12 protein-coding genes are annotated in these 13095 nt (G+C 76.5%); 2 read left to right on the top strand and 10 right to left on the bottom strand.

What is annotated here, in order from left to right; all coding sequences use genetic code 11:
• Positions 1 to 78: 78 nt before the first annotated feature.
• From FE634_RS08670 to FE634_RS08660, 3 genes are read right to left on the bottom strand one after another with little or no spacing between them, the layout of a single operon-like run.
• A complete protein-coding gene (locus tag FE634_RS08670; protein ID WP_138875653.1) occupies positions 79 to 732 on the bottom strand; it encodes a response regulator in 654 nt (217 codons plus the stop codon).
• A complete protein-coding gene (locus FE634_RS08665; protein WP_138875652.1) occupies positions 729 to 2012 on the bottom strand; it encodes a sensor histidine kinase in 1284 nt (427 codons plus the stop codon). The genes FE634_RS08670 and FE634_RS08665 overlap by 4 nt, the downstream gene beginning before the upstream one ends.
• A 20-nt stretch (positions 2013 to 2032) precedes the next feature.
• A complete protein-coding gene (locus tag FE634_RS08660) occupies positions 2033 to 2431 on the bottom strand; it encodes a hypothetical protein (RefSeq protein WP_138875651.1) in 399 nt (132 codons plus the stop codon).
• A gap of 149 nt (positions 2432 to 2580) precedes the next feature.
• On the opposite strand from FE634_RS08660, the gene FE634_RS08655 reads away from it, so the two are divergent.
• Positions 2581 to 3918, top strand: coding sequence for a DNA polymerase IV (locus FE634_RS08655; RefSeq protein ID WP_138875650.1), 1338 nt, complete (start codon positions 2581 to 2583; stop codon positions 3916 to 3918).
• A gap of 9 nt (positions 3919 to 3927) precedes the next feature.
• Positions 3928 to 4932 carry a GNAT family N-acetyltransferase gene (locus tag FE634_RS08650; RefSeq protein ID WP_138875649.1) on the top strand — a complete coding sequence of 335 codons (1005 nt, stop codon included), beginning with the start codon at positions 3928 to 3930 and terminating at the stop codon, positions 4930 to 4932.
• Between the two features lie 12 nt (positions 4933 to 4944).
• On the opposite strand, the gene FE634_RS08645 is transcribed toward FE634_RS08650, so the two are convergent.
• The 7 genes from FE634_RS08645 to FE634_RS08615 all read right to left on the bottom strand — a co-directional run bounded on the left by FE634_RS08645 (position 4945) and on the right by FE634_RS08615 (position 13093).
• The gene (locus FE634_RS08645) at positions 4945 to 6684 is read right to left on the bottom strand and encodes an ABC transporter ATP-binding protein (RefSeq protein ID WP_148240516.1); all 1740 of its coding nucleotides are present in this window, start codon (positions 6682 to 6684) and stop codon (positions 4945 to 4947) included.
• Between the two features lie 7 nt (positions 6685 to 6691).
• Complete coding sequence (locus FE634_RS08640; RefSeq protein WP_138875648.1) at positions 6692 to 8407, bottom strand: ABC transporter transmembrane domain-containing protein; 1716 nt, start codon at positions 8405 to 8407, stop codon at positions 6692 to 6694.
• A gap of 9 nt (positions 8408 to 8416) precedes the next feature.
• Positions 8417 to 9277, bottom strand: coding sequence for a 5-oxoprolinase subunit C family protein (locus FE634_RS08635; protein WP_138875647.1), 861 nt, complete (start codon positions 9275 to 9277; stop codon positions 8417 to 8419).
• Positions 9274 to 9906: a 5-oxoprolinase subunit B family protein gene (locus FE634_RS08630; RefSeq protein ID WP_138875646.1), complete on the bottom strand. Its 633-nt coding sequence runs from the start codon at positions 9904 to 9906 to the stop codon at positions 9274 to 9276. Before FE634_RS08630 ends, FE634_RS08635 begins: the two co-directional genes overlap by 4 nt.
• 467 nt (positions 9907 to 10373) lie before the next feature.
• Positions 10374 to 11456, bottom strand: coding sequence for a WD40/YVTN/BNR-like repeat-containing protein (locus tag FE634_RS08625; protein ID WP_148240515.1), 1083 nt, complete (start codon positions 11454 to 11456; stop codon positions 10374 to 10376).
• A 39-nt stretch (positions 11457 to 11495) separates the two neighbouring features.
• Positions 11496 to 12197, bottom strand: a complete 702-nt coding sequence (locus FE634_RS08620) for a 5-oxoprolinase subunit PxpA (protein WP_138875643.1) — start codon at positions 12195 to 12197, stop codon at positions 11496 to 11498.
• Positions 12194 to 13093 (bottom strand): GNAT family N-acetyltransferase, encoded by a 900-nt coding sequence (locus tag FE634_RS08615; RefSeq protein WP_170981422.1) that lies wholly within the window; start codon positions 13091 to 13093, stop codon positions 12194 to 12196. The genes FE634_RS08620 and FE634_RS08615 overlap by 4 nt, the downstream gene beginning before the upstream one ends.
• Positions 13094 to 13095: the final 2 nt, after the last annotated feature.

The following is a 13095-nucleotide window of genomic DNA, read 5'->3' as shown; positions in this document are numbered from 1 at the left end:
GGGCCCGCCGGCGCGCGCCGGGCCGACGCGGCCCTGTGGACGACGGGCTCCTCCACAGGCCGTCGCCCGCGGACGTGGTCATCCCAGGTCGTTGCGCTCGGCCCAGAGGGCCGCCTGGGTCCGGTCCTGGACGCCGATCCGGGCGAAGGCCGAGGTCAGGTGGGCCTTGACGGTCCGCTCGGTGATGCCGAGGCGTCGGGCGACCTGCTTGTTGGCCAGGCCGTCGCGCACGAGCGCGAGCACCTCGGTCTCCCGGGGGGTGAGCTCGACGCGTCCCGCCCGGCCCGGGCCCTGCGCGCGGGCGGTGAGCAGGGACCGTGCGGCCCGCGGGTGGATCGGGGACTCCCCCCGGCTGACGGCACGCACGCCCTCGATGAGGTCGTCGGGATCGGCGTCCTTGAGCAGGTAGCCGACGGCGCCGGCGTCGAGCGCGGCGACGATGCGCTCGGCGTCGGAGTACGACGTCAGCACCAGCACCTGGGTGACGGGGTGCTCGGCGAGGATCCGGCGCGTCGCGGTGACGCCGTCGACGTCGGGCATCTGCAGGTCCATCACCACGACGTCGGGCGCGACGTCCGCGACCACCACGAGCGCCTCGGCGCCGGTCGCGGCCTGACCGACGACGTCGATGTCGTCGACGGCGCCGAGCAGCTGCGCGAGCCCGCCCCGGACCACCGCGTGGTCGTCGACCAGCACGACCCGGACCGCGCGCCCTGGCGTGGGCCCGCTCACGCGCCCACCTCGAGACGCACCGTCGTGCCCGACCCGACCGAGGACACGACGTCGAGGCGACCGCCGTGGTCGCGGGCCAGGCTCGCCAGCCCCCGCAGGCCGAACGACCCGTCACCGGCCGCGGCGGGGTCGAAGCCGACGCCGTCGTCGCTGACGGTCAGCACCACCTCGGCGCCGGGGCGGACGACGGTGACCTCGAGGCGCCGGGCCCGTGCGTGGCGCAGCGCGTTGCGGGTGGCCTCCTGCGCGACCCGCCAGACGAGGGCCACGGTGTCGTCGGGGACGCCACCGAGGCCCGCGACGGAGATCGCGACCTCGACGCCGAGGTCCGCGGCGCCGGCGGTCAGGTCGTGCAGCGCGGCCTCCAGGTCGTCGGCGCCCAGCCCGGGCGGGTGGATCTCGACGAGCAGGGAGCGCAGGCTCCGCATGCTCGACCGCAGGCTCGTCGTCGCGTCCAGCAGCTGCTCGCGCTCGGCCGGGTCCCCCGGGCGCCGGGCCAGGGCCGACAGGGCGAACGACGTCCCGGCCAGGTCCTGGACGACGCCGTCGTGCAGGTCGCGTGCGATCCGGCGGCGCTCGGCGTCGGATGCGTCGGCGGCCGCGACCAGCAACCGCTCGCGCTCGACGGCGGCCCGGGTCAGGCGCCGGGTCAGCACCCACAGCAGCGACGTGGCCAGCACGAGCACCAGGAGCAGGGAGCCGACCGTGATCGTGCGGAAGGGCGCGACGAGCTCGGCCTGGCGCTCCTGGATCTCGTCGGCGTCGAAGTAGGCCTCGAACAGCAGCGGCTCGCCCTCGGGCGACTCGATGCGCGTGTAGACCTCGACCAGGCTCCCGCCGTCGCGCTCGTAGCGGTTCTCGGGCTCGGCGAGGTCGGAGACCTCGGCGTCGGTGCCACCGTGGTCGAGCACGTCGAGCTCCTCCTCGTCGAGGGCGAAGTCCTCACCGAACAGCCGGGCCTCGTCGGACCACACGATCCGACCCTCGCGGTTCCAGATCTTCACCCGCCGCACCTGGTCGGTGACCAGCCGGGTCCGCACCTGGTGGTCGAAGCGGTCGACGGCCCCGGGCTCACCGGTGACGAGACCGCGCGGGAGCGAGCGCTCGGCGACCGACCGGGCCAGCACCTCGGTGGTGGCGCCGGCGTCGGAGAGCGCCTCCTCGCGCGCCGCGCGGCCGGCGAGGGCGTTCGTCACGACCAGCAGCACCACCAGCACGAGGAGCCCGGCGGCCAGGAACTGGGCCACCGGGCTCCGCACCGTGCCGGCGAGTCGCGTCATGTCCCGACGATCATGACGCCTCAGTAGGTGACCCGGGCCACGCACCGCTGGCCGGCGTGGCGGGCGCGGAGGACGAACGTGTCCTGGCCGGGCTGGTCGACGACCTTCCGCTCGACCTCGAACGAGCCGCTGCGGGCCGTGGTGCGGGAGGCGCCGCTCGCCGCCCGACCGCCGTCGTGGCGCAGCGTCCAGGTCCAGCGCTGGCCGGCCTGGTTGCTGTCCACCTCGGCCTCGACCTCGATCCGGCCGTCGTCCTGCTGGGCCTTCATCTTCCACCGCGCGCCGTCGGAGCACGTGCCGGTGCGCTCCACCCGGTCGTCGTCGTCCCCGGCGTGCGCCGGCGACCCCGCCACGAGCGGGGTGAGGAGGGCGGCGGTGACGGCGGCCGTCGCGGTGGCCGTGCGAATCTTACTGGTCATGGGAGCTCCTTCGGTGGGTGGCGGACGGCCGCGGGCCGTCCCTCTCGACGACCTCAGTCAAGGCCCGCGGGGGTCGCGGTTCCCAGATGTCCGGTGGTCCTAGTACCTGCCCCGCACCGCGCCGGTCCGGCGGAGGTAGTTTCGGCGGCGTGCGGAACACGGCCTCGGTCCTCCACCTGGACCTGGACGCCTTCTTCGCCTCCGTCGAGCAGCGCGACAAGCCGTCGCTGCGCGGCAAGCCGGTCGTCGTCGGCGGCACCGGCGGGCGGGGCGTGGTCGCGACGGCGTCCTACGAGGCCCGGGTCTTCGGCGTCCGCTCGGCCATGTCGACCCGGGAGGCGCGCTCGCGGTGCGGGCACGCGGCCTTCCTGTCCGGCCGCTTCCACGCCTACCGCGAGGCCAGCCACCAGGTGATGACGCTGCTGCGCTCGGTCTCCCCGCTCGTGGAGCCGCTCTCGCTCGACGAGGCGTTCGTCGACCTCGCGCAGGCCGACCCCGCCGAGCTGCCCGACCTCGGCGTCGCCAGCGTGACGACCTACGCCGAGCGGCTGCGCGAGCGGGTCGCCGAGGTCACCGGCGGGCTGACGGCGTCGGTGGGCATCGGCACGTCGAAGTTCATCGCCAAGGTCGCCAGCGAGCTCGACAAGCCCGACGGGCTGACCGTCGTCCCGCCCGGCACCGAGCGCGACCTGCTGCGCCCGATGAGCGCGACCGTCATCCCCGGCGTCGGTCCGGCGACGGCCGAGCGGCTGCGCCGGGCCGGGATCCTCACCGTCGCCGACATCGAGGCGACCGGCCTCGACGACCTGGTCGGCCTGGTCGGCAAGGCCCACGGCGCCGGGCTGCACTCCCTCGCCCGGGCCCGCGACGACCGGCCGGTCGTGGCCGAGCGCGAGGCCAAGTCGGTCAGCTCGGAGGGCACCTACGAGACCGACCTCACCGACCGCAGGCTGATGGAGGGCCTGCTCACCCGGCAGGCCGGCGAGGTCGCGACGCGGCTGCGCAAGCACGGGCTCGCCGGGCGCACGGTGACCATCAAGGTGCGCCTGCACGACTTCACCACGCTCGGCCGCTCCACCACGCTGCCCGAGCCGACCGACAGCACCGCCGTGGTCGCCCGGCTGGCGCGCCGGCTGCTCACCGACCTCGACACCTCCGGCGGCGTGCGGCTGCTCGGCGTCGGGGTCTCCGGCCTGGCCGACTGGATCCAGGACGACCTGTTCGGCGAGACCGAGGACGAGCCCGAGCCGCTCGACCTGCCCGAGGCACCGAGCACCCGCCGGGTCGTCTACGCACCCGGCCTCGACGTCGTCCACGACGAGATGGGCCGGGGCTGGGTGTGGGGGTCGGGGCGCGGCGTCGTCACGGTCCGGTTCGAGACCGCCGAGACTCCCCCCGGTCCGGTGCGGTCCTTCGCCGTCGACGACGCGGCGCTGCGGCTGTGGCTGCCCGATAACCCGGTGACCGAGGAGCCCGTCGCGCCGTAGCGTCGACCCGTGCAGATCTCACCCGTCGACGTGACCAGCGACCTCGCCCTGCGCGCGTGCTTCGACCTCGAGCGGCGGGCGGTGCTGGTCGGTCGCGAGGACATGCCGCACTGGTCGTGGCCGGAGATGGCGGCCGTGTGGCAGCTCCCCGACCCGGGTGAGAGGGCGGTCCTCCTCGACGGCACCGAGGACGGCCGGGTGGTCGCCGTGGCCGTGCTCTTCATGCCGCTGCTCGACAACACCGACAAGTGCTGGCTCGGCGTGGCCGTCGAGCCCGCCGACCAGGGGCGCGGGCTGGGACGGGAGATGCTCGACGCCGTGTGCGCGCTCGCGGTCGCCGAGGGCCGCACGGAGCTGCTCGCCGAGGTGAAGCTGCCCTTCGACGAGGTCGCCAGCCACCGCGCGCGACGCTTCGCCGAGGCGGCGGGCTTCACGCTCTCCAACGTCGAGGTCGTGCGCCACCTCCGGCTGCCGGTCCCCACCCGCGACCTGGAGGCCTGGGCCGGGCAGGCCGCCCCCCGCCACGACGGCTACCGCCTCGAGACCTACCTCGACGAGGTGCCCGACGACCTCGTCCCGTCGCTGTGCGTGCTGCTGGGCCAGCTGGCGGTCGACGCGCCCACAGGCGAGGCCGAGTGGGAGGAGGAGCTGATCACCCCCGAGCGGTACCGCGAGAACCAGCGCTCGCTCGTCGCGGCCGGACGCCGGATCTACGAGACCGTCGCGATCGCCCCCGACGGCACCGTCGCGGCGCAGTCGACCATCTCGGTCCCGCCGGCCGGCGGGCGCACGGACGCCTCCCAGTGGGGCACCTTCGTGCACCGCGAGCACCGCGGCCGACGCCTCGGCCTCGCCGTCAAGGCGGCCAACCTGCGCACCGTGCAGGAGGCGCACCCCGAGATGCGCCGGATCGTCACCCAGAACGCCGAGACCAACGACCACATGGTCTCCATCAACGAGCTGATGGGCTTCGAGCCGGTCGAGGCCTCGGTCGAGCTGATCAAGCGGGTGTGAGCGCAGGCGGGCTCAGCCCGACCACGCCGACCACAGGTCGGCGTACCGGCCGCCGGCGGCGACCAGCTCCTCGTGGGTGCCCTGCTCGACGATGCGGCCGTCGTCCATCACCAGCACCCGGTCGGCGACCACGGCCTGGCTGAGCCGGTGCGCGATCACGAGGGCCCCGCGGCCCTCGGTGACGGCGAGCGCGGCCGTCTCCAGCTCGCGGGCACCGGCCGACCCGGCCTCGGCGGTGGCCTCGTCGAGGACGACGAACCACGGGTCGAGGAGGGCCACGCGGGCCAGCGCGACCTGCTGCGACTGGGTGGGGGTCAGGGCGTGGCCGTGCTCGCCGACCACCGTGTCGAGCCCGTCGGGCAGGGCCGCGACCCAGCCCCACGCCAGCACCGTCTCCAGGGCGGCGCGGACCTGCTCGTCGTCGGCGCCGGGGTCGGCGAGCAGGACGGCGTCGCGCAGGGTGGCGGAGAAGTCGTGCACCTCCTGGCTGACCAGCGCCACGCACCGACGCAGCCGGGTCCGCCCGATCTCGGCGAGCGGCGTCCCGGACACCCGGACCTCGCCGCGCGTCGGGTCGAGGACGCCGGCCGCCACGGCCCCGAGGGTCGTCTTGCCGGCGCCGCTGGCACCGACGAGCGCGACCCGCTCCCCGGGCGCCACGGTGAGGTCGACGTCGCGCACCACCGGGTGGTCGGCGACGTAGGAGTGGCTGAGCCCGCGCACGGTGAGCGGCCCCGGCTCGAGGGCGGTCTCGGCCGGCTCCGCCGCACGCGGCACCAGCACGACGCCGACCAGCCGGGTCAGCGACGCCCCGGCCGACTGCACCTCGTCGAAGAGGAAGATCAGCGCGCCGATGGGGTTGAAGAGGCGGTGGAAGAACAGCGCCGCCGCGGTGACCTCACCGACGGTGGCCGCCTCCGAGCGCACCAGCAGGAAGCCGGTGCCGAGCACCGCGAGCAGGCCCACCAGCTCGGCCCGGTTGTTGCGCGCGCCGAAGCGCATCAGGAGGCCGAAGACGTCGAGGGTGATCTGGACCGCCGCCCACGACGCATCCCGGATCCGGCCGACCTGCCGGTCCTGCAGCCCGTAGGCGCGCAGGGTCGCGGCGCCCTGGAACCCGGTGACCAGGGCCTCGGCCCGCTCCCCCTGGGCGACCCGCTCGCGCTGGTAGTAGGGGCCCGAGCGCGGCAGGTACCAGCGCAGCGAGAGCCAGTACGCCGGCCCGGCCACGAGGCCGGCGAGGCCGAGCCGCCAGTCGAGGGCGACCAGCCCGGCCACGGTGAACAGCACCGCGATCGCCGACCCGACGACGGTGGGCACCACCAGCTCCAGGGAGCGGCTGATCGCACGGACGTCGTCACCGACCCGGCTGACGACGTCGCCGACGCCGGCGTCCTCGACGACGCCGTGGTCGAGGTGCAGGGCCCGGTCGACGACGTCCTCGCGCAGCGCCGCGAGGGCGGGCTGGACGGCGCGCGCCAGCAGCGACTCGGCCGCCCAGGTGGCCAGGCCGACCAACAGCCCGGCGACCGCGATGCCGACGGCGTACCGGGCGATGGTCGAGGGCCCCGAGCCACCGGAGTCGTCGAGGACGGCGTCGACGGTGCGACCCATCAACCAGGGTCCGCCCAGCTGGGCCAGGCCGACGACGGCGAAGGCCAGCGCGGCCAGCGTCAGGACGCCGCGGTGGCGGCCCAGGTAGCCGCGCGAGACCCGCCAGGACTCCCGCGCCGGGGCGATCGGCAGGATCATCGCGACCTCATCGGAGCACCGTCTCCCGGTAGCTCTCGTGGGCCAGCAGGTCGTGGTGGGTGCCCTCCAGCACCACGCGACCGCCACGGACCAGGACGACCCGGTCGGTGCGCGCGAGCAGGGTGGGGCTGCACGTGACCAGCCAGGTGGTGAGGTCACCGGCCGCGGGGCCGCGCAGGTCGTGGATGCCGGCCGCGACGCGCTGCTCGGTGACGGGGTCGACGGCGGTGGTGGGGTCGTGCAGCACCAGCACCGGGGCGTCGGCGGCGAGGGCGCGGGCGACCGCGACGCGCTGGCGCTGCCCGCCGGAGTAGGTGGTCGCCGAGGCCGAGACGGGCTCGTCGAGCCCGCCGGGCCGCAGCGCGAGGACCTCGTCGGCGGCCGAGGCGAGCAGCACCCGGTCCAGGGCGTCGTCGTCGAGGCGGCCCCAGGGGTCGACGTTGCTGCGCAGGGTGCCCTCGAACAGGTCGACGCGGTGCGGCACCACGACCAGCGTGCCCCGTCGCACGCCGACCTCGAGGTCGCCCAGCGGCGTGCCGCCCAGGCAGACGTCGCCGACGACGTCGTCGGGGTGCGCGTCGCCGCCCAGCAGCCGCACCAGCGCCTGCGCGTCGGCCGGGTCGGCCACGGCGACGCCGAGGAGCTCACCCGGCGGCGAGTGCAGGTCGAGCCCGCGCAGCGAGCCGTGGGCGACGCCGGCCAGGCTCAGCGTGGTCCCCCGGGTCGCGCCGTGGGACGTCGCGCCGGCCGGGTCGGCGGCACCGGCCGGGAGGTGCGGCGAGGCGAGGAAGTCGACGATGCGCCGGCCCGAGGCGACGGCGGAGGCGAGCTGGGCGCTCATGTCGGCCAGGATCGCGATCGGCTCGGCGAGGAACTGGGTGAGCCCGACGATGGCGATCAGCTCACCCACCGAGATCTCGCCCTCGAGCGCCAGCCGGCCGGCGAGGAGGGTGACCACGGCGAGGAACAGGCCGCTGAGCACCTGCGCCAGGCCCGCCAGCGCGGCGCGGGCCCCGGCGACGCGCACCGCGGCGTCGCGGGTCTCGCCGCTGGCCACGCGGTAGCGGGCCGCCCCGGCCGACTGCCCGCCGATGCCCTGGAGCACCCGCAGCCCACGCACCAGGTCGACGGCGAGCCCGGCCGAGGTGGCCGCGCGCTCCTGCTGGACCCGGCTGCGGCGCCCGATCCGCGGCGTGGCCACCTGGGTCACGGCCAGGCACAGCGGCAGGCCGCCGAGGATCACCAGGCCGAGCAGCAGGTCGGTGCGCAGCAGGACGACCGCGGCGATGCCGACCGCGACGATCGAGCCGGCCGCGTAGCCGGCCATCCGCAGCGCGTAGCCCACCTCCTCGGCGTCGGACGTCGCCAACGACAGCGTCTCACCGGCGAGTCGGTCGGTGCGCAGGCCGCGGGCGTCGAGCGCGTGCGCGGCGACCTCCGAGCGGAGCTCGTGGACCTCGCCCTCGATGGCGCGCACCCCGAACCGCGCCCCGAACCGGTAGCTGTAGCTGAGCACCGCGAACAGCACGCACAGCCCGGCCGCCCAGGCCAGGAAGGCCGACCCGTCGCCGGTCGCGACGCCGTGGTCGATGGTCAGGCCGATCACCACCGGCACCAGCGCCTCGCAGACCTGCCAGGAGACGAGCAGCGCGACGTACGGGCTCAGCAGCCGCCGGTTGCGGCGCAGCGCACGGCGCACGACGCCCCACCCGGTCTCTGGCACCGGACCAACTTAGGGCACCCTTACGAAGCGCACCGCACCGCCCGGTCGCACCTGCGCGCAGCGGGCCAGGTCGTCGCGCTCGACGACCGCGAGGACCGGGTAGCCCCCGGTCGTCGGGTGGTCGGCGAGCAGCACCACCGGACGGCCGTCCGGCGGGACCTGGACGGCACCGAGCACCATGCCCTCGCTGGCCAGCTCGCCGGGACGGACCCGCTCCAGCGCGGTGCCCGCCTCGAGCCGGAGACCCACCCGGTCGGAGGCCGGGCCGGCGACGTACGACGTCGCGCAGAGCCGGTCGAGGGCGTCGGCGGCGAACCAGTCCGCCCGCGGCCCGGGGCGGACCCGCAGCGGGCCGGGCCGCACCACGGCCGGGACGTCGACCGGCACCGGCGACCCCACCGGCTCGCCCAGCGCGAGCACCGTGCCCGCCGCGACGACCGGCGGGCCGACCCAGGCGAGGGTGTCGGTCGAGCGGGAGCCGAGCACCGGCTCGACGTCCAGGCCACCGGCGACGGCGAGGTAGGAGCGGACCCCGGCCGTGGCCGGGCCCAGCCGCAGCTCGGCGCCCGCCGGGAGCCACTCGGGCCGTCCGTGGCCGCGGGCCGCCCCGTCGACGCTGACCGGGCACGCGGCCCCGGTCACCGCGACCCAGCGCGACGCCGTCGACCGGAGCCGGAGACCGCCCAGGGTGACCTCGAGCAGCGCCTGCGCCACCGGCCGGTCGTCGTTGCCGACCAGCCGGTGCGCGTGCCGGGCCGCAGGAGCGTCGAGCCAGCCCGCCCGCGGGACGCCGAGGTGGGCCAGGCCCGGGCGGCCGGCGTCCTGCACGGTGACCAGCCCGCCGACGTCGAGGACCTCCCACGTGCTCACGCCGGCACGAACCTCACCCGGGTGCCCGGTGCGAGCAGCGCCGGTCCGCGCCCCCGGCCCTCCCGGTCGCCGGCCCGCGCGGGGTCCCACAGCACGGCGTCGGTGCGGCCGAGGAGCCGCCAGCCCCCGGGCGAGCCGGTCGGGTAGACGCCGCACCAGGCGCCGGCCAGCCCCACCGAGCCCGCCGGCACCCGGGTCCGGGGCGTGTCGAGCCGGGGCACGGCCAGGTCGGCCGGCAGCCCGTCGAGGTAGGCGAAGCCGGGCGCGAAGCCGCAGAACGCCGCGACGAACGTCGTCCCCGCGTGTCGCGCGACCACGCCGTCGCGGTCGGTGCCCCACCGCTCGGCCACGTCGTCGAGGTCGGCGCCGTCGTAGGTCGTCGGCAGCTCGACCAGGTCGCCCTCCGCCACGGGCACGGCCGGCGACCAGTCCGCGACCAGGCGGTGCACCGCGGCCACGTCGTCGGGCCCGGCGAGGCCGTCGAAGAGCACCGTGGCCGCGGCCGGGACCACCTCGAGCGCGGGCACGGCCGCGGCGCGGGCGAAGAGGGCCAGCGACAGGGCCTGCCCGGCGTCGGCGACCTCGGCCAGCAGCGCGGTCGGTCCGACCGGGAGCAGGGAGGGCGGCATGGGGGAAGTGTTCCCGACGCGGCGACCCCCGCGGCACCGGCGGGCCGGGACCGCCGGCGGGCGCGCTCCGCGAGGGGGCGCCGGGATGGAGGGAGATGGGTGAGGGCCTCGTGTAGGTATGAGCTCCACGAGGCCCTCGGGGTGCCTGGCGAGGTGACGTGCCGGGCGACCTGCGGACCCTCCGACCCCGCCGTCCCCGTCACCGGTCCGACGCCGCGAGCTGCCTCGCGGGGTGGGTCTTCGTGCCTGCCGATCCCCGTCGCTCCGATCCCCCTCGCGGGTTCCCTCGGCTTCGGTAGGGAGAGTTCTACGGGGGGCGACCGCCTGCCGCAAGGGGCTCGGGCCAACCGATCTCCCACCCACCGGTGCCCCCCGGGGTCATCCACAGGAAACGACGGTCTCTCCACCACACCCGTCCCGTCGTCCACAGGATCGGCCACACCCTGTGGACGACGACGCCCGGTGGTCTAGGCCGGCTGCCCGGTCCGGACGACGAGGCGCGCGACCTGGCCGGCCGGTCCCGAGGCCCAGCAGGCGGCCGGCACGCACTGGACGCTGTCGTACCCGCCCGCCGGGCCGGCCCGGAACGGCTTCCACGTGCGGCCGCGGTCGCGGGAGACGTCCACGCCGCCCGGCCCGACCGCGACGACCCACGAGCGCCAGAAGTCGACGCCGCTGCGGTAGCCCGAGAGGTCGCCGGCGTTGGTCCAGGTGCGACCGCCGTCGCGGGTGAGGGCCGCCCGGTCGACGCCGTCGTCCTCGAGCTCGAAGTCGCCGCCGACGGCGACCCCGACGCCGCGGCCGCGGAAGGCCAGCGAGAAGACGCCCCCGGCCTCGGACGCCGGCAGGGTCGAGTCGGTCGCCCGCCACGTGCGGCCGTCGTCGCGCGTCGCGAACACCCGGGCGCGGGCGCCGCCGGAGGCGAGGTAGGCGCGGTGCCGCCCGGCCGTCACCAGGCAGGTGCCGCTGGCGGCGAAGCCGAACTCGCCCTCGGCCCGCGGCATCCCGGCCCGCGGCAGCACCCGCCACGAGCGGCCGCCGTCGGTGGTCGACAGGATGCGGAACCGGCCGTTGACCGGGTCGCTCATGGCCAGCCCGCGACGGTCGCCGGGCCACATCGCCAGGCAGTCGTAGAACGCCCTCGGGTCGCGGTTGACGAAGGTCCTCGTCCAGGTGCGGCCGGCGTCGTCGGTGCGGTAGATCCGGCTGTCGCGTCCCTCGCCGATGGTCATCGCCAGCGCCGTCCGGGCGTCGGCGGCCTCGATGTCGCGGAACAGCAGCCCGTCGGCGCCGGGCGGGCTGACGTCCTGCCAGGTCGCGCCGGCGTCCGTGGTGCGCCACACCCCGCCCTCGCTCCCGCCGACCCACGCGACCCGGCCGCTGACGGCGTCGAGGCCGCGCAGCTGCTGGTCGGTGTCGACGGGCACCGGCTTCCACCGGGTGCGGGCGGGGTCGGAGCCCGGCTCGGCCCCCACCGAGGACGAGGTCGAGCCGGGGACGAGCCCGACGGCGAGGAGCAGGGCGGCGAGGGTTCCGAGGGTGCGACGCATGACCTCCACGATGTCGACCCGGGACGTCGGTGTCCAGGCTCAGGCGAACGGCGCCAGCGTGTGCCCGGCCGCCTCGAGCGCGGTGCGGCAGGCCACGGCGTGGGCCACGGCGTCCGGGCTGTCGCCGTGGACGCAGACCGAGGCCACCGGCCGCCCGGGTGCCGGCGGGTCGGCGAGCTCGACGGCCCGCGCCGCGATGGTGGCGGCGTCGGTGACCAGGGCGCCGGGGCGGTCGCGCGGCAGCAGCCGCCCGTCGGAGCCGTACCCCCGGTCGGGGAAGCCCTCGAGCACGACCCGCCGCCCGGACGCCGCCGCCCGGTCGAGCAGCACGCCCGGCATCCCCAGCACCGGCAGGTCGCCGGAGCCGGCCAGGACCGCGGCCGCCTGCTCCTCGTCGTCCATCGTGCGGTGGTAGAGCGCGCCGTGCGCCTTGAGGTAGCGGACGTCGGTGCCGGCGGCCCGGGCGATCGCGGTCAGGACGCCGACCTGGTCGGCCACCTGCTCGCGCAGCACCGCGCCGGGGACGTCGAGCGCCACCCGCCCGAACCCGGCCCGGTCGGCGTAGGACACCTGGGCGCCGACCGCGACGCCGCGCTCGGCGGCCTGCGCGCAGACCGCGCGCATGATCGCACCGGTGCCGGCGTGGTAGCCGCAGGCGACGTTCGCGCTGGTGACGACGGCGAGCAGGGCGGCGTCGTCGGTGACCTCCTCGCCGAGGTCCGCGTTGAGGTCGACGGTCACAGCCGCTTGCCCAGGAACTCCTCGGTCACGTGGTAGCCGAGCCGGTCGTAGAGCGCCCGGGCGGCGTGGTTGTGGCCGAAGACGTTCAGGCCCAGGGCGTGCGCGCCCCGCTCGCGGGCCCAGAGCGCGCCGGCGCGCATCAACCCGGCGCCGTGACCGCGGCGGCGGCGCTCCTCGTGGACGGCGACGTCGTAGACGAAGGCCATCGGCCGCTCGGTGCTCAACCACAGCGTGCCGACCGTCGGCCGGCCGTCCTCGCCCGCCGCCCGGCCGACGAAGAAGTGGTGGTGCTCGCTGTCGACGCCGTCGGGGAGCAGCTCGGCGTGCTGCTGGCGCGAGACCTCGCGCGCCCGCTCGGGCGACTCCCCCGCCCGGGCCCGCTCCCGGGCGTAGTTCTCGAGCTCGTCGGCCTCCCACCGGGCGAAGGTGGCCTCGTCCATCGGCTCGAGGACGACGTCCGGCTCGGCCGGGAGCCGGTGGTCGAGGTCGAGCAGCATCTGGGTCGCCGCGAGCTCGAACCCGCCGCCCGCGACGAGCGCGGTCGCGACCGGGTCGCCGGGCGAGACCGTCACGGTCAGCCGTGCGACCGACTCGGCGCGCGCGAGCTCCTCGAGCAGGAGGCGGGTGGCGACGGCGTCCTGGGCCCGCACCAGGGCGAGGTCGACGACGGCGAGCTCGTCGCCGCGCGAGAGCACCCACAGCTCGCCGGCGTGCGCGTCGCCGTCGCGCACCTCGAGCAGGCGGCCACGCCCGGCGGTGCGCTCGACGAAGGCGGTCGCGGCGCCGTGCGCCGCGTCGAGGTCGGCGTGCTCGTGGAGGAACCGGCGGTGCTGGAGCCGGCGCACCAGGGCCTCGGTGCTGCGGGCGGCGTCGTGGTGCAGGGTCAGGTCGCTCACGC

The organism is Nocardioides sp. S-1144 (assembly GCF_005954645.2).
Taxonomy (GTDB): Bacteria; Actinomycetota; Actinomycetes; order Propionibacteriales; family Nocardioidaceae; genus Nocardioides; species Nocardioides dongxiaopingii.
Note: the sequence above shows the minus strand (reverse complement) of the source record. Positions and strands in the feature narration are given on the sequence as shown.

Excerpts from the sequence above, each read along its gene's own strand:
- FE634_RS08665 (WP_138875652.1), bottom strand. The coding sequence starts at position 2,012 with ATGACGCGACTCGCCGGCACGGTGCGGAGCCCGGTGGCCCAGTTCCTG.
- FE634_RS08660 (WP_138875651.1), bottom strand. The coding sequence starts at position 2,431 with ATGACCAGTAAGATTCGCACGGCCACCGCGACGGCCGCCGTCACCGCC.
- FE634_RS08645 (WP_148240516.1), bottom strand. The coding sequence starts at position 6,684 with ATGATCCTGCCGATCGCCCCGGCGCGGGAGTCCTGGCGGGTCTCGCGC.
- FE634_RS08630 (WP_138875646.1), bottom strand. The coding sequence starts at position 9,906 with ATGCCGCCCTCCCTGCTCCCGGTCGGACCGACCGCGCTGCTGGCCGAG.
- FE634_RS08625 (WP_148240515.1), bottom strand. The coding sequence starts at position 11,456 with ATGCGTCGCACCCTCGGAACCCTCGCCGCCCTGCTCCTCGCCGTCGGG.